This window comes from Rhodoferax sp. SPJ4 (assembly GCF_058216275.1).
In genome coordinates this window covers 709,686-725,454 of record NZ_JBYZMN010000001.1, presented here as the reverse complement: position 1 = coordinate 725,454, position 15,769 = coordinate 709,686, and the positions used below count along the sequence as shown (strand labels likewise).

The 15,769-nt window shown below is 68.5% G+C and carries 16 protein-coding genes; 11 read left to right on the top strand and 5 right to left on the bottom strand.

Annotated features, from left to right (window positions below):
* Positions 1–94: 94 nt before the first annotated feature.
* From AC4BAR_RS03595 to AC4BAR_RS03550, 10 genes are all read left to right on the top strand, one after another.
* Positions 95–2,503 carry an ATP-dependent DNA helicase gene (locus tag AC4BAR_RS03595; RefSeq protein WP_490626436.1) on the top strand — a complete coding sequence of 803 codons (2,409 nt, stop codon included), beginning with the start codon at positions 95–97 and terminating at the stop codon, positions 2,501–2,503.
* Between the two features lie 313 nt (positions 2,504–2,816).
* Complete coding sequence (locus AC4BAR_RS03590; protein ID WP_490626435.1) at positions 2,817–3,419, top strand: response regulator transcription factor; 603 nt, start codon at positions 2,817–2,819, stop codon at positions 3,417–3,419.
* Positions 3,420–3,530: 111 nt separating this feature from the next.
* On the top strand, positions 3,531–5,285 hold the full coding sequence (gene kaiC, locus AC4BAR_RS03585; protein WP_490626434.1) for a circadian clock protein KaiC: 1,755 nt from the start codon (positions 3,531–3,533) through the stop codon (positions 5,283–5,285).
* Between the two features lies 1 nt (position 5,286).
* The gene (locus AC4BAR_RS03580; RefSeq protein ID WP_490626433.1) at positions 5,287–5,601 is read left to right on the top strand and encodes a circadian clock KaiB family protein; all 315 of its coding nucleotides are present in this window, start codon (positions 5,287–5,289) and stop codon (positions 5,599–5,601) included.
* Positions 5,598–8,993 (top strand): PAS domain-containing protein, encoded by a 3,396-nt coding sequence (locus tag AC4BAR_RS03575; protein WP_490626432.1) that lies wholly within the window; start codon positions 5,598–5,600, stop codon positions 8,991–8,993. Before AC4BAR_RS03580 ends, AC4BAR_RS03575 begins: the two co-directional genes overlap by 4 nt.
* Positions 8,986–10,287, top strand: a complete 1,302-nt coding sequence (locus AC4BAR_RS03570; RefSeq protein WP_490626431.1) for an EAL domain-containing response regulator — start codon at positions 8,986–8,988, stop codon at positions 10,285–10,287. The genes AC4BAR_RS03575 and AC4BAR_RS03570 overlap by 8 nt, the downstream gene beginning before the upstream one ends.
* Positions 10,288–10,434: 147 nt before the next feature.
* Positions 10,435–10,704 (top strand): GlsB/YeaQ/YmgE family stress response membrane protein, encoded by a 270-nt coding sequence (locus AC4BAR_RS03565; protein WP_490626430.1) that lies wholly within the window; start codon positions 10,435–10,437, stop codon positions 10,702–10,704.
* A 46-nt stretch (positions 10,705–10,750) separates the two neighbouring features.
* Complete coding sequence (locus tag AC4BAR_RS03560; RefSeq protein WP_490626429.1) at positions 10,751–11,230, top strand: hypothetical protein; 480 nt, start codon at positions 10,751–10,753, stop codon at positions 11,228–11,230.
* A gap of 1 nt (position 11,231) precedes the next feature.
* Positions 11,232–11,468: a hypothetical protein gene (locus AC4BAR_RS03555; RefSeq protein ID WP_490626428.1), complete on the top strand. Its 237-nt coding sequence runs from the start codon at positions 11,232–11,234 to the stop codon at positions 11,466–11,468.
* Positions 11,465–11,746, top strand: coding sequence for a hypothetical protein (locus tag AC4BAR_RS03550; RefSeq protein ID WP_490626427.1), 282 nt, complete (start codon positions 11,465–11,467; stop codon positions 11,744–11,746). The genes AC4BAR_RS03555 and AC4BAR_RS03550 overlap by 4 nt, the downstream gene beginning before the upstream one ends.
* On the opposite strand, the gene AC4BAR_RS03545 is transcribed toward AC4BAR_RS03550, so the two are convergent.
* A complete protein-coding gene (locus AC4BAR_RS03545) occupies positions 11,735–12,505 on the bottom strand; it encodes an alpha/beta fold hydrolase (protein WP_490626426.1) in 771 nt (256 codons plus the stop codon). The two genes, AC4BAR_RS03550 and AC4BAR_RS03545, sit on opposite strands and share 12 nt — an antisense overlap.
* Complete coding sequence (locus AC4BAR_RS03540) at positions 12,502–13,491, bottom strand: M14 family zinc carboxypeptidase (protein WP_490626425.1); 990 nt, start codon at positions 13,489–13,491, stop codon at positions 12,502–12,504. Before AC4BAR_RS03540 ends, AC4BAR_RS03545 begins: the two co-directional genes overlap by 4 nt.
* A gap of 252 nt (positions 13,492–13,743) precedes the next feature.
* Between AC4BAR_RS03540 and AC4BAR_RS03535 the strand changes: the two genes are divergently transcribed.
* Complete coding sequence (locus AC4BAR_RS03535; RefSeq protein WP_490626424.1) at positions 13,744–13,893, top strand: hypothetical protein; 150 nt, start codon at positions 13,744–13,746, stop codon at positions 13,891–13,893.
* Positions 13,894–13,943: 50 nt separating this feature from the next.
* Here AC4BAR_RS03535 and AC4BAR_RS03530 read toward each other — a convergent pair whose 3' ends face one another.
* From AC4BAR_RS03530 to AC4BAR_RS03520, 3 genes are all read right to left on the bottom strand, one after another.
* Positions 13,944–14,228, bottom strand: a complete 285-nt coding sequence (locus tag AC4BAR_RS03530; protein ID WP_490626423.1) for a pentapeptide MXKDX repeat protein — start codon at positions 14,226–14,228, stop codon at positions 13,944–13,946.
* Positions 14,229–14,296: 68 nt separating this feature from the next.
* The gene (locus tag AC4BAR_RS03525) at positions 14,297–15,106 is read right to left on the bottom strand and encodes a molybdopterin-dependent oxidoreductase (protein ID WP_490626422.1); all 810 of its coding nucleotides are present in this window, start codon (positions 15,104–15,106) and stop codon (positions 14,297–14,299) included.
* Positions 15,107–15,122: 16 nt separating this feature from the next.
* Positions 15,123–15,758, bottom strand: a complete 636-nt coding sequence (locus AC4BAR_RS03520; RefSeq protein WP_490626421.1) for a cytochrome b/b6 domain-containing protein — start codon at positions 15,756–15,758, stop codon at positions 15,123–15,125.
* Between the last annotated feature and the right edge of the window lie 11 nt (positions 15,759–15,769).

Below are 15,769 nucleotides of genomic sequence, written 5' to 3'. Positions count from 1 at the left end.
CCATCTCATCAGCCCAACTGGCCTCCAAGGCAACCCGCGCTCGCCCACCAATGACCGCGCAGCCCTGTGTGCTGTGCGCAGCGGGCCCAGGCCCATGAGCGAAGCGCTGCTTGGGGTGGCCGAGCGCGCGGGCGTGGCAGCGTCGGACACCGCCACCTACGCCGTCACCGTGCGCGACCTCTGTGCCTTCACCGCCAAGGTCGGCAGCCTGGACCTGCGTTTCACGCCCTCACCCACCGCAATGCAAGGCATCGCTGGCCACCTGGCGGTGGCCCAGCGCCGCGGGCCGGCGCACGAGACCGAGGTCAGGCTCACCGGCCAGTTTCAGGAACTGCGGGTGTCGGGCCGGGCCGACGGCTTCGATCCGCTGCGCAACGAGCTGGAAGAGGTCAAGACCTACCGTGGCCGGCTGGAAGACATGCCACCCAACCACCGGCGACTGCACTGGGCCCAGGCCAAGGTCTATGGCTGGCTGATGTGCGAGACCCGGGGGCTGGCCGAACTCACGGTGACACTGGTCTATTTCGATGTGATGGCCCAGACCGAGACGCTGGAGTCCGAGGTCTTCACCGCCGACGCAATGCGGGTGTTCTTCGAGGCCCAGTGCCAGACCTTTCTGGTCTGGGCCCGGCAGGAGCTGGCCCACCGCCGCCAGCGCGACCAGCACCTGCAGGCGCTGGCGTTTCCCCAGGCACCGTTCCGGCCCGGCCAGCATGGGCTGGCCAGCGCGGTTTACCGCGCCTGCATCCAGTCGCAGGTGCTGCGGGCCCAGGCCTCCACCGGCATCGGCAAGACCATTGGCGTGCTGTTCCCGGCGCTCAAGGCCATGCCCACCCGAGGCCTGGACAAGGTGTTTTTTCTGACGGCCAAGACGCCGGGCCGCCAGGTGGCGCTGGACGCCCTGGCACGCATGAACCGGGCGCCCTTTCCGGTGCGGGTGGTGGAGCTGGTGGCCAAGGACAAAAGCTGCGAACACAAGGACAAGGCCTGCCATGGCGACTCTTGCCCGCTGGCCAAGGGCTTTTACGACAAGCTGCCGGCGGCGCGACAAGCCGCGGCCCAACACGGCTGGCTGGACCAGGCCGCCACACGGGCGGTGGCACTCAGCCAGGGTGTCTGCCCCTACTACCTGGCCCACGAGATGGTGCGCTGGGCCGATGTGGTGGTGGGCGACTACAACCACTACTTTGACCGCTCGGCCCTGCTCTACGCACTGACGGTGGCCCAGGACTGGAAGGTGGCGGTGCTGGTGGACGAGGCCCAAAACCTGTACAGCCGGGCCTGCAGCATGTACAGCGCCGAGCTGAGCCAGGTCGAGGCCATCGCCTTGCGGCCCCAGGTCAACCCCGGCATCCGGGTCAAGATCGACGGCCTGCTGAACGAATGGCAGCTGCTGCTGGATGCCCAGGCGCGCAAAGCACCAGGCGGCGACTGGGCCTTACTGGACGAGTTGCCCGAAGACTGGCTGCGGGCCTTGCAAAAGCTCAACGCCACCCTCAGCGAGCACCTGAACAACCACCCCACCGCCGCCCATGGCGCCTTGCTGCCGTTTTACTTTCGGTCCTTGAGTTTTGCCGGGCTGGCCGACGCGCTGGGGGAGCATTCGCTGTGTGAGCTCGACAGCACCGTCCAAATGCCCACCACCCCGACGGTGGTGGACGAAGCCGCAGCAGTCATCCAGCTCAGCCTGGACGCACCCGCCTTTGAAGCCGACGCCGGTGCGGCGGGCCGGCTCACGCTGCGCAACTTTGTGCCGGCGCCGTTTCTGAAAGCCCGCATCGAAGCCGCAGATGCGCTGGTGCTGTTCTCGGCCACGCTGTACCCGCAGGACTTTGACGCGCAGTTGCTGGGCCTGCCGGAGTCCACCCGGCAGCTGCAGGTACCCAGCCCCTTCCATGCCGAGCAGTTGGCCGTCAAGGTGCTGCCCCTCTCCACCCGGGTGGCTGACCGGGAGCGCACGCTGGAGGCGCTGGTCAGGGCAATGGCCACCCAGTACCACGAGGCGCCGGGCAACTACCTGGCTTTTTTCAGCAGCTTTGACTACCTGCACAGGGCCCAGCAGCGGCTGCAGCAACGGCACCCGGACATTCCCCACTGGGCGCAAGCCCGCACCATGGACGAGCCCAGCCGGCAGGCGTTCTTGGACCGGTTTGCCCAAGCCGGGCAAGGCATTGGTTTTGCGGTGCTGGGCGGGGTGTTTGGTGAAGGGGTGGACCTGCCGGGCAGCCGATTGATCGGCGCCTTTGTGGTGACGCTGGGCTTTGCCCAGCATGACAAAGTCACACAGGCCATCTGTGAACGGCTGGAGGCGCTGTTCGCGAAGGGCTATGACTTCACCTATGTCTACCCGGGCATCCAGAAGGTGATTCAGGCGGCTGGCCGGGTGATACGCACCGAAACCGACACCGGGGTGTTGGTGCTGGTGGACCAGCGGTACCAGGATGAGCGGTATCGGGGCTTGTTGCCGGGGGAATGGTGGGTGGCGCGGTCGCCGGGTGTCTAGATGGCTGCGGGAAGACCGACATCGGTCAGGAGCGGTGGTTCGTAACCACGGCACCAGAGTCCGATCAAGCCTGATGTCGTTCAGTTGGCGGCCACCCACGCCATCGGCCGCCGGTGTGAGCGTGCGATGTCCCACAGACATTCCCGGCATGGGCGACTAAGGTGTTTCTTACCATGCCATCGACACCGGCGGACGCCCCTCCTTCTTCGTGCAGGCATGCCCTGGGCAAGGGGCTGGGCCGGGCACACGCCCGCACACCACCGACGCAGCGCGGCCCGGGGCAGCCGACATGGTGGGTACGGTGATCCGCGTCTTGGTCGTCGACGACGACGACTTCATGCGCGCGCTACTCAGCCGGGTGCTCGCGGATGCCGGCATGCAGGTGACCGCCTACGCCTCTGCGGCCGAGCTGCTCGGCGCGGGCAACCTGGCCTCGGCGAGCGTGCTGCTGCTCGACCTGAAGCTGCCCGGAATGTCCGGTCTGGAACTGCATGTGCTGCTGCGGCGGCGCGGCGTCCACCTGCCGGTGGTGTTCATCAGCGGTGCGGCCGATCTGGCGCTGGCCGTGACCGCGATGCGCAACGGCGCGGTCGACTTCATTGAGAAGCCTTTCCAGGGAGCCTCGCTGGTCGAGCGGGTGCGCAGCGCTGCCGACCGGTTGGCGGCCGCCGGGCCGCCGGCAGACCCACAGGTCCGGGCGCGTTTTGCGAGCCTGACCCCGCGGGAGCGTGAGGTCTTCGGTTTTTTGGTGGCGGGCCTGAGCAGCAAGCTGATCGCCCGCGAACTGGGGGGAAGCTTCCGCACCATCGAGATCCACCGGGCGCAGGTCATGCGCAAGATGGCGGCCCAGCACCTGCCCGAGCTGGTGCGCATGAGCATCGAGTCGCTGGAGCCCGGGCATGCCCGCTCACCCTAGGTGTGCGTACGTATGGGATGTTTGCCCGTGGCCGCCTAAGGTTTGGCGTGGGTGTTGGAAAACACACCTTGGCTGCGCGGTGAACCCGCTTTTCCTGGGCTTGGACCGGTCATGAATTCAATCTCAGCGTCTCCCCCCACACCGCCTGCGGTGGCGGAAACCACCGTGTTCGCCCGGGCCCCTACCGGCATCGAGGGTTTTGACAACATCAGCGGCGGTGGCCTGCCGCAGGGGCGCACCACGCTGCTCATTGGCGGGCCGGGTTCGGGCAAGACCATCTTTGCCATGCAATGCCTGGTGCACGGCGCCCGTCATTGCCAGGAGCCCGGCATCTTGGTGGCGTTTGAAGAAAGCCCGCAACGCATTGCCGTTAACTTTCAGGGCTTCGGCTGGGATCTGGCGGCGCTGCAGCCCAGCCTACTGGCCATGGTTGATGCCCAGCCACCGCCGGACCTGGTGCAGTCCGGCACCTTTGATTTCGGCGGCATGCTGGCCGCGCTGGAGGCGCAGGCCCAGCACATGGGCGCCCGCCGCATCGTGTTCGACGCGCTGGACATCATGCTCGCCCTGCTGCCCGATGCCGGCGCTCGGCGGCGCGAGGTCTACCGGCTGCACGACTGGCTCAACGCCCGCGGACTCACCGCCATCATCACCGCCAAGGCCGATGGCGACACCTTGCACGGCATTGGCCAGCAGCCATTTGGTTTCATGCAGTTCATGGTCGACTGCGCGGTGGTGCTCAACCACAGCATGGCGTTGGGCGTGTCGCAGCGCAACCTGCGGGTGCAGAAGTACCGTGGCTCGGGCTTCGACGAGAACGAGTCGCCTTTCGTCATCGGCGCCTCAGGCTTTGACGTGGCCATGACACGCAAGCTGGACCGGGTCGACACCGTCGTCAGCACCGAACGCATTGGCAGTGGGGTGACCAGGCTGGACACCATGCTGGGCGGCGGCTACTACCGCGGTGCCACCGTGCTGGTCACCGGCTTCCCCGGCACGGCCAAGACCACGCTCAGCGGCGCCTTCGCCGAGTCCGCCTGTGGCCGGGGCGAGCGAACCCTCTTCGTCAGCTTTGACTCCGACGGCGCCGAGGTGGTGCGCAACCTGGACTCGGTGGGCATCCAGCTTGGCCCCCATGTGGAGAGCGGGCTGCTGCGCATGGTCTCCGCGCGCACCATCCTCGGCAGCGCCGAGTCCCTGCTGGTGCGTATCAAGGCGCTGGCCCGGGCCCATGGCGCGCGCTGCCTGGTGATTGACCCTGTGTCCACGCTGTCGACGGCCGGCAACGAGCTGACCGCCCATGGCGTGGCCGAGCGCCTGATCGACTGGTCCAAGGCCGAGGGGGTCACGCTGGTGTGCACCAGCCTGCTCGACGAGCTGAGCGCAGGATCGGGCTCGCCGCTGCACGTGTCCACACTGGCCGACACCTGGATCCACCTCAGCTACCTGGTGCAGGCCGGTGAGCGCAACCGCGGTCTGTCCATCATCAAGTCGCGAGGCACGGCGCATTCCAACCAGGTGCGGGAACTGGTGCTGGGCCAGGAAGGTGTCACGCTGGCAGACATCTACACTGCCGGCGGCGAGGTGCTGATGGGCACGCTGCGCTGGGAGAAGGAGCGCGCGGTGCGGCAAGCGGCCGAAACCGCCGAGGTGGCGGCGCGGCTGAAGCGAGTGCGGCTGGACACCGAAGAGGCCGAACTCGAGGTGCGGCTGCGGTCGGTGCAGACCGAGCTGGTGGCCAAGCGCACAGAAAAAGCCTTGCTGGCCAGCGCCACCGAGTCGCGCGAGGGCGAGGCCTCCGAGGGCAACACCCAGCTGCGCGAATTGCGCGGCGCCGACCACAACCCGAGTGCCGGGCCCTGCTGACATGGCAGTCTCGGAAAGCATTCCCCACCGCTTCCGGCTCTACGTCGCCGGCGAGGCGATGAACTCGGGCCAGGCACTGGCCAACCTGAATGCGCTGTGCCGCAGCGCGCTGGCCGGCCGCCACAGCATCGAAGTGGTGGATGTGTTTCGCGAACCCGGGCGGGCGCTGGCCGACGGCATCTTCATGACACCGACGCTGCTCCGGCTGGCGCCGCTGCCCCTGCGCAAGGTGGTGGGCACGCTCAGCGACAGCGCCACGCTGCGGCAGGCACTGGACCTGCCGCCTGACGACGCACCGGCCGGCGCCACACCATGAGCGCGGCGCCCGTCCCCAGCGACAACGACCGCCAGGCGCGGATTTCGGCGTTGATCGAGACCCTGCACGAGACCGAGCAGCAGTTGGAGGCGCTGACCGCCGGCCAGGTTGACACCGTGGCCAACCAGGCCGGCCGCATCTTTGTGCTGCGCAGCGCCCAGGAGCAGCTGCGTCACCAGGAGGCCGACAAACAAACGGCGCTGCTCAACGCCCTGCCCGCCCACATTGCGGTGCTCGACGCCCAGGGCGTGATCGTCGCCGTCAACGCGGCCTGGCGCCGCTTCGCCGACGACAACGGCTTGTGCGACGCCAGCCACGGCATCGGCCAGAACTACCTGGACGCCTGCGGTCCGCCGCCAGGCCCGGAGGCGGCCCAGACCTGGGCCGTGGCGGCGGGCCTGCGCGAGGTGCTGGCCGGCAACCGCAGCAGCTTTTCGGTGGAATACCCCTGCGATTCACCGGTCGAGCAGCGCTGGTTTCTGCTCATCGCCACACCGCTGGAGTCGGGGCGCCCGGCCGGCGCCATCGTCATGCACATCGACGTCAGCGCCCGCGCGCGGGCCGAACAGGCCGTGCTGCGCAGCACCGAGCTGCTGCAGGCGGTGGCCGACGGCACCCCCGACATCGTCTACATCAAGGACACCCAGGGCCGCTACCTGCTTTGCAACCAAGCGCTGGCCGACTTCACCGGCCGGCCCATCGAACAAATCCTCGGCCGGGACGACCTGGCCTTGTACAGCGCCGCCGAGGCCAGGCCATTGATTGACCAGGACCGCGCGATGTTCGCCAGCGCCACGGTACAGCCCACCGAAAAATGGCTCACCGGGGTGAACGGGCGGCGCCTGCTGCATTCGGCGCGCGCGCCCTACCGCGACGCCCTGGGCGCGGTGATCGGCGTCATCGGCATCGCCCGCGACATCACCGATGAGCGGCTGGCCCAGCAGGCCTTGCGCGACAGCAAGGCCATGCTGGACATGGCCGGCCGGACGGCCAAGGTGGGCGGCTGGACGGTGGACGTGGCGCAAGGGCGCCAGCATTGGTCGGACGTCGTGGCCAGCTTGCACGACGAGCCGGTGGGCTACTCGCCCCCGCCCGGGCTGGGCTGGGCCGCCTTTGTGCCCGCGCATCGGGCGCAGGTGCAAGCCGCGGTGGAGGGCTGCATCGCATCCGGCCAGGCCTTCGACCTGGAGGCCGAGAAAACATCGGCCACCGGCCGCCGCTTCTGGGTGCGCCTGATCGGTGAGGCGGTGCGCGACGCCGAGGGCAAGATTGTGCGTGTTCAAGGCGCGCTGCAGGACATCACCGAGCGCCGCCGCAGCGAAGAGGCGCTGCACGAACTGAACGCCGGGCTGGAAGAACGGGTGCGCCTGCGCACGCTGGAGTTGGACGGCGCACGGGAGCTGGCCGAACAGGCCAACCGGGCCAAGTCGTCCTTCCTGGCAATGATGAGCCACGAGATCCGCACGCCGATGAACGGCGTCATCGGCATGATCGATGTGCTGGAGGAGAGCCGGCTGCACCCCAACCAGCGCGGCATGGTGAAGACCGCGCGCGAGTCGGCCTATGCCCTGCTGTCCATCGTCGACGACGTGCTTGATTTCTCCAAGATCGAGGCGGGCCAATTCCAGATTGATCGCGAGCCGGTGGACATGGTGGCGGTGGTCGAAGGCGTTGGCGACGCCTTGCGTGTGCTGTCCGAGAGCAAGGGGGTGGCGCTTCGCATCCATGTCGATCCCCAGCTGCCGGCCTGCCTGCTCGGCGACGCCGGGCGGGTGCGCCAAGTACTGATGAATTTGGTTGGCAATGCGATCAAGTTCAGCAGCGGCCAGGCGCGCCCGGGGTCGGTGTCATTGCGTGCGCTGCGCGTCACGGCCACTGGCGGCGGTGACGACATGCTGGCGCTGGTGGTCACCGACAACGGCGTGGGCATGGATGCCGACACCATGGCCCGGCTGTTTTCTCCTTTCACGCAGGCCGACGCCAGCACCACCCGGCGCTTCGGTGGCACCGGGCTGGGGCTCAGCATCTCGCACCGCCTGGTCGAGATGATGAACGGCAGCATCGCGGTGGACAGCCAGCCGGGCCGGGGCGCCAGCTTCACCGTGCGCCTGCCCATGGTCTTGCCGGCGACCGGCGCGCCCGTCCCGCTGCCGGCGGCCGCACGGCCGCTGGCCGGCCTGCCCTGTGTGGTGCTGGGCCAAGCCGGTCAGGCCGCCGACCTGACCGCCTACCTGGCCCATGCCGGCAGTCAGGTGCGGCCGGTGACCCGCCTGGCCGACGCCGTGGCCTGGGTCGGCGCTGTCGGCCCTGGCCGCTGTGTGATGGTGGTGGTGGAAGCGCTGGAAGCGGTCGACGCGGCGCTGGCCGCCTGCCGGTTGGCGGCACAGGCCTGCCGCGACACGCAGCTCGCCTTTGTGGTCATCGAAGCCGGCCGGCGCCACCGGCCACGCTGGAAGTCGCCCGACCAGCTGAGCGTGGACGGCGAGTGCCTGCACCGCGCGGTGTTCCTGCGCTGCGTGGCCCTGGCCGCCAGCCTGGAGACGGCCGACGACGACACCGACGCCGCGGCGGCACCCGACCGCCGCGCAGCGGCGCTTGACGCCGGCCTGCGGCCGGGCAACGACCTGCTGATCCTGGTCGCCGAAGACAACGAGATCAACCAACAGGTGCTGTCCAAGCAGCTCAGCTTGCTGGGTTACCGCGCCGAGATGGCTGGCGACGGCGTGCAAGCCCTGGCCTGCTGGCGGCGCGGTGGCCACGCCTTGCTACTGACCGACCTCCACATGCCCGCGATGGACGGCTACACACTGGCCGCCGCGGTGCGTGCCGAGGAGGCCGCCGGCACCCATTTGCCCATCATCGCCTTGACCGCCAACGCCTTGCGCGACGAGGCCTTGCGGTGCCACCAGGCCGGCATGGACGGGTATTTGACCAAGCCGGTTCGGCTGGCGCAGTTGAAGGCGGCGCTCGACGTCTGGATGCGCCCGGCGCTTACGCTGCCGGGCGAGGCCATGGCCACGCCCACCATGGTCGCCACAGTCGCCCCCCCGCCGGCCGACCTGGAGGTGTTGGCCCAGTTGGTGGGCGACGACCCGCAGGTGATGCAGGAGGTGCTGGCCGCGTTCCGGGCCAACACCGCGCGCTCGGCGGCAGAGTTGGCCCAGACCCAGGCGACCGGTACCGCGCAGGCCGTGGCCGACATCGCCCACAAGCTGAAGTCGGCCGCGCGGGCCATCGGCGCCGCGGCCCTGGGCCAGCTCTGCGCCGAGATCGAACAGTCCGCCACCAGAAGCCTGCACAGCCCGGCCCTGGCCACGCTGTTACCAGCCTTTGACCGCGAGCTGCGCGCCGTCCACCACTTCCTCGATACCCGCCTGGACGGCCATGGCTGAACACAACCCGGACCACTGGCCACTGTTCGTGACCACCCTGCCGCAGCGCCTGGAAGCCGCCGAGGACAGCGCGGACGGCGACGCCGTGCCACGCCGCCAGCCCAGCCTGCTGCTGGTCGACGACGACCCCTTCATGCTGGGTGTGCAGTCGCGCATGCTGCGCAGCATGGGTTACACCTTGATTGCCACCGCCGCCAGTGCCGATGCGGCGCTGCGGATGCTGGCGTCGGGGAGGCTGGCGGTGGACATCGTCATTTGCGACCTCAACATGCCCGATGTCGATGGCCTGGCGTTTCTGCGCCTGCTGGGCGACAGCCACTTCTGTGGCAACGTCATCCTGCTCAGTGGCGAGGACCCGCGCATCATCCACGCGGTGCGCAAGCTGCTGGCCGGCAGTGCCTTGCTGATCCTGGGGGCGCTGGAAAAGCCGGCTTGCCGCGCGGGCTTGCACTTCCTGCTGGACCGCTGGCAACCGCTGGTGCAGGCCCCACCTGCACCCTCCCACCCGCCGTGCACGGTGGCCGACCTGCAGGCCGCGCAGCAGGGCGGCCAATGGGTGCTGCATTACCAGCCCAAGGTCGACCTGCGCAGCGGCGCGCTCATCGGTACCGAGGCCCTGGTGCGCTGGAACCACCCCTGGCATGGCCTGGTCTACCCCGACCACTTCATCGGCCTGGCCGAGGACTGCGGGGCCATCGACGCCTTGACCGACTGGGTGCTGCAAGCCGCACTGACGCAGCTGGCCCGGTGGCACCGGGAGGGCCTGCCCATCCACATGGCCGTCAACCTGTCGATGGAAAACCTGCGTGCCCCCGGTTTCGCGCGCCGGATGGGGGATCTGGTGCGCCGCAACGGGCTGTCGCCGCAGGACCTGGTGCTGGAAGTGACGGAAAGCCGCGTCATGGCGATGTCGCTGGCCCCGTTGGAAAGCCTGGTGCGGCTGCGCATGCAGCGCTTCGGTCTTGCGATCGACGACTTCGGCACCGGCCATTCGTCGCTGGCCCAGCTGCGCGACGTGCCGTTCACCGAGCTGAAAATCGACCGCGGCTTCGTGCATGGCGCGCGGCACAACCAGCTGATCCGACCCATGCTGGACGGCAGCATAGGCATCGCCCAGCGCCTGGGTCTGCAAACCGTGGCCGAAGGCGTGGAGAACGAGGAGGATTGGGCCCTGCTGCGGGAGCTCGGTTGCGACATCGCCCAGGGCTACTTCATCGGTCGGCCCATGCCAGCCCAGGGGCTGCGCACGTGGTGGGCCGATTGGCTGACCAAGCTACCGCGACTGACCGCCTGACCTGACCCGCGGCAGACAGCGCCTGGGCCGGGCCGATCGCGTGGAAGTTCGGTGCCGAACAGACCCAGACCATGGCAACGCAGACCATGGGCATCACGGTTCTGGGTATGTCACCCAGCGCGTTGAAATCACCTCGGAGCGTATTCCATGAACCTCATCATTTGGCTGATCGTCGGCGGCGTCATCGGCTGGCTGGCCAGCATGCTCATGCGCACCAACGGCCAGCAAGGCATGGTGCTGAACATCGTTGTGGGCATTGTCGGCGCGCTGCTGGCGGGCTGGCTGATCTCGCCACTGGTGGGCGTCAGCACCATCAACCAAAACAACTTCAGCCTGCCGGGTCTGCTGGTCTCGTTCGTTGGTGCCGCGCTGCTGCTGGCCATCGTGAACTTGGTCCGGCGCGGCAGCGCGCGCTGACAACGCTTCCGCCCCATTCCGATTCACCCATCCCCAGGAGTTGACCATGAGCCAAGACGATCGCGACCTCGAAACCCACCGCGACCCACTGACCGGCGCACCCGGCAGCCACCCCATGGGCACCGGCATCGGTGCCGCCCTGGGCGGTGCAGCTGCGGCGGGGGCCACCGGCACGGTGGCGGGTCCGGTGGGTACCGTGGTCGGTGCCGTCATCGGGGCGGTCGCCGGCGGGCTGGTTGGCCAAGGCGTTGCAGAGACCATGGACCCCGCCCGCGAGCAGGCTTACTGGCAACACAACTTTGGCGGCCGTGACTACGTCGAAACCGGCGCGAGCTTCGACGATTACGGCCCCGCCTATGTCTTCGGGATGGACGCAAGGGGTCGCTATCCAGGGCGCGATTTCGACGCTGTCGAGTCCGAGATGTCCAGCGACTGGGCGGCCAACCGTGGCGCCTCCCGCCTGGGCTGGGAGCGGGCCAGGCACGCGGCGCGCGACGCCTGGAATCGCATCACCCCGTCGAGCTGACATGCAGCAGCACCGCGCACCCTGGACCCGGCCGTCCACCCCGGTCTGGCTCCAAAGCCCCCCGCCACCGACCAGAGAGCTGCCCGGCGAGTTGGAACCCGGCGCCCTGCCGGTCGAGCCCGACCAGGGCCCGGTTCCCGCCCATCTTCCGGACGACCCCGAGCACGAACGCATCACCGACCCCGGTACCCCGCCACCGCAATGGGTCCAGCCGCAGGGGCTGGCCGGGTGCCAATGAAGCCCGCCCCCCTGCGCCCCGACGCCCCCGCCGTGGCCATACCGCCGCGCGGCGTGAAGGCACCGCGGTCGGCCGCGGGTTTGGCGCTGCCACACGAGACAGACCAATCCACCGCCACCACCGCGCCGGCGCCTGACCCCTTGATGGTGCAGGCCCAACGCGACATCGACGCCGGCCTGGTCGACACCGACATGCGCGCCACCCCCGGCCTGGACGCGCAGCGGCGGGCCCGCCTGGTGCCCGGCCGCGGCGGCAAACCGCCCCCCTCAGGCCACTGAGCCCTGCCCCACGGCCCGGTTGTCGAGCCAGGCCGTCACCTGGGCCACCACCCAGGGCCCGTCATCCAGCGGCAGGTCGTGGCCGGCGCTGGGGTGCAGCCGCAGCGGGCATTGCCAGGCGGCGGCCAAGGCCTCCGAGCACTGGCTGCTGACCAAGCGGTCGCCCCGGCTGGCCAGCAGCAGTAACCCGCAGGGTGCCACCGGCGGCACGCGGTAGCGGGCGGCGGCCACCAGCTGGCGCCAGGCGTTGGCCGTGCTCACCGGCCGCGCCCGACGCACCGCCAGCCAATCAGCCAGCACCGCCGCGTGGCGATGGGGCTGGCTGCTGGTCATTTGCAGCACCCGGCGCTCGACCGCTGCGGGCCGGCTGGGCAGCAGCATGCGCAGCGCGCTGGGGTAGTTGGTCGGGCGCAGGCGCTGGTGCAAGGGGTTCAAGGGCCGGCCGCTGGTATTGACCAGCACCGCCGCGGCCACCTCCTGCGGCGCGGCGCGGGCCCACGCCACTGCCACCATCGCGCCCAGCGACATCGCCAGCAAATGAAACGGCGGCGCCAGGCCCTGGCGGGCCAGCTCGTCGCGGCAGGCCTGGGCCATGGCCTCCACCGACCAGGGGCTGGTTTGCCGGTGGGCCTGGCCGTTGCCCGGCAGGTCCAGCGTGACCACCCTGGCCTGCGGCAGCGCCTGCTGGAATCGGGGCACAAACGCGCCCCAGTGGGCGGCCTCGCGCGTCAGCCCGCGCAGCAACACCCAAGTGCTCATGGCGGGCCCCCGCTGGCCAGTGCGGCGCCCATCCAGCGCTCGTGGCTGCAGGCCGCCCGGCCCAGAAAATCCAGCAGCGACACATGGCGGCGCAGCACCCGCTGCTGGCGGTGGTCGATCAGCGGGTTGAAGATGCCGTGGCGCGAAAACAGCTGGCGCGGGTTTTTCTTGACCCACAGCCAGGAGCCCATTTCCAGCGTCAGCGGCAAAAACGTGCGGTCGGGCGTTTGGCAGGCCAACAGGTAGAGGTGGTCCCAGAGGTCGCCATGGGTCAGGTACTGGGCGCTTTGCGGCTCGATCACGTAGGCGTGGTGGCTGTGGGCCTGGGCAAAGATGGCTTGCAAGGCCTGCATCGCGCCCAGGTGGCGTATGGGCTTGCGGGTGTGGGCAAAAGGAAACCACAGCCGGTCGCTCAGGCCGAAACCCGAATGGCAGTCCAGCGCCAGGCTGAACGGCCGGCTCAGCAGCTCGCTGGTCACCACCTCGCACAGCGCCTGGCTTTCGGCCTCCATGGGCTCGCCCAGTCTGCCCCGGTACCAGGGCAGGCCGGCGCTCAAACGCTGGCCGCCCACCAGGAAAGGCACCGGGTCGCGCGCCTCCACCGGCGCGTTGCGCATCAGGTCCACGCCGCGCGGGTTGGCCCGCGTGCCAGCCCACATGCCGCCCGGGTTGACGATGGGCATGAACACCAAGCGCACATGCTCCAGCTGCCGCTGCAAGGTGCTGTCCCAGCGCAGCCGCATCACCACGTTTTGCAAATAGGCCATCACCACCGAAGCGCCGATGCGCTCCAGACCATGCACCCCCCCGAAGAAGCCCACGGCCGGCGCGTCGGCCTCGGTGCTGCCCAGCGTGATGGCATAGACCGGAAAGCGATGGCCGGCCGGCACCACCACCTCGCGCACCACCCGCACCTGCAAATGGGCTCCGCCTTGCGCCAGGATGCGTTCCAGCGTGACCAGTTCGGGCAGGGCAACACCGGTCATGGGCAAGGCGCGGCGGCAGGGGTGGGCAAGGGCATCTGGCCTGCAGCATAGGCCGCGACCCACCGGCACGCCAGCGTCCCGGCAAAGACCTGTGGCGTGGCTGCAGCGTCGTCAAACCGTCACACAAGGCCGCTACGGTGAAGGGACTGCAACGCACCCAGGAGCGCACCATGCTTTGGAAACTGCTCAGACTGCAACAACTGTTGGACTCGCTGTTTGACGACGGCTGGCGCTTTCTCTGCGTCCCCAACCATGACTGAGATCGGTCGCGGCCTGCGCACCACCGGCGCGGTGCTGCTCAGCCTGGCCTGGGGCCTGAGCGAACTGGTGGCCTTGCAGCGGCTGCGCTGGCAGACCTGGCGCCACCGTCACCCCACGGTGGCCGGACCGCGCTGGCACTGAAATGAAAAAAGGCCCTGCAAGCAGGGCCTTTGCCGGGAGCCGGTGAAGAATCACTTCTTCATTTCGTCCTTCTTCATCGCGTCCTTGGCCATGGCGTCTTTGCCCATGGCGTCCTTCTTCATTTCGTCTTTCTTCATGCCATCTTTGGCCATGGCGTCTTTCTTCATCTCGTCCTTCTTCATGCCGTCCTTGGCCATGGCGTCTTTGCCCATGGCGTCCTTCTTCATTTCGTCTTTCTTCATCGCATCGGGGGCGCCGGCGTGGCCAGCGGCCAGCACCTGGCCACCGGCAATCGACAGGCCCAGGGCCAGCAAAACAGCGGAAATCTTCTTCATGGTTCAAACTCCTGTTGGTGAGGTTTATGTTGGCGCGATGGCCTTTTGTCAGCGGCTGAGCAAAGTCCTCAGCTTCCGCCGAACCAGTTGTACCCCTGGTCTTCCCAATAACCACCGGGGTAAGTGTTGGTGACAAACAAAGCCTGGATGTGCTTGGGGTTCTTGTAGCCCAGCTTGGTGGGCATGCGCAGCTTCATCGGGTAACCGTATTTGGGTGGCAGCGGCTGGCCATCAAAGCTCAGCGCCAGCAGGGTTTGCGGGTGCAGCGCGGTGGCCATGTCGATGCTGGTGTAGTAATCGTCGGCGCACTTGAAGCCGACGTACTTGGCGCTCAGGTCGGCGCCCACGCGGCGCAGAAAATCGCCGAAGGGCACACCGCCCCATTTGCCAATGGCGCTCCAGCCCTCCACACAGATGTGGCGGGTGATTTGGTCGGTGGAGGGCATGGCCTGCAACTCGGCCAGCGACCAGCGCTTGCGGTCGGCCACCATGCCCGTCACCTCCAGCCGGAAGGCATCACCGTCGACCTCACGGACCTCGTCTTCGCCATAGTAGGCATTGAAGGGAAAGGGCCGCATGACGTCGGCGTCGGCATAGGTGGGGGCCAGCCGGTTCGGGTCGAACAGCCAGGCCTGGGCCTGGTCGTTGAACCGGGAAATGCGTTGCAGCGCCGCCTCGACCTGGTCGCCCGAGTCAATGACACAGCCGCTGAGCAGCGACAGGCCGCCCACGGTGAGCCCGCCCTGCACCACCCTGCGGGCGGCCGAGCCGAGGAACCAGCGGCGGCTGGGCGAGGACAGAAAACGCAGCTCGTCGGCCAGGGCCAGCGAGAGATCGGCCGGGGTGCCGGCACGGGCTTTGGGTTTGGACGGGTGCATCACAAGCTCCTGGGTTTCAGCGGCCACGCACCATGGTCAGCAGGGTGCGTGGCACCAGCATCACCATCACCAGGTGGACCGCGATGAACACCACCATGAAGGCCATGGCGGCAAAGTGCACCCAGCGGGCCGCGTCGTAGCCGCCCAGCAGCGTACGCAGCAGCGGGAACTGCACCGACTTCCAGATCACCAGGCCCGACAACACCAGCAGCACCGCGTCCAGCACCACCGCCAGGTAGGCCAGCTTCTGCACCTGGTTGTACTGGGCCGGGTCGGCATGGCTCAAATGGCCCTTCAGCGCCGCCAAGGCATCGGCCACCACGCCCCGTGGGCTGAGGGGCAAGAGCTTGCGTGACCAGCGGCCCGACAGCAGGTTGAGCGCGATGTACAACAAGCCGTTGGCGGCAAACAGCCACATCGCGGCGAAATGCCATTGCAAGGCGCCACCCAGCCAGCCGCCGATGGTCAGCGAGCCGGGAAAGCGGAAATCGAACAGGGGCGAGGCGTTGAAAATCCGCCAGCCGCTGACGATCAGCAGGACCACCGCCACCGCGTTGGCCCAGTGCACGCAGCGGAACCACAGCGGATGGATGACCCGACTGGCCGGCGGCGGCGCGGCGGGGTGGGGAGCGGGCATGGACAAAGAAGTCATGCCGGTGAGTC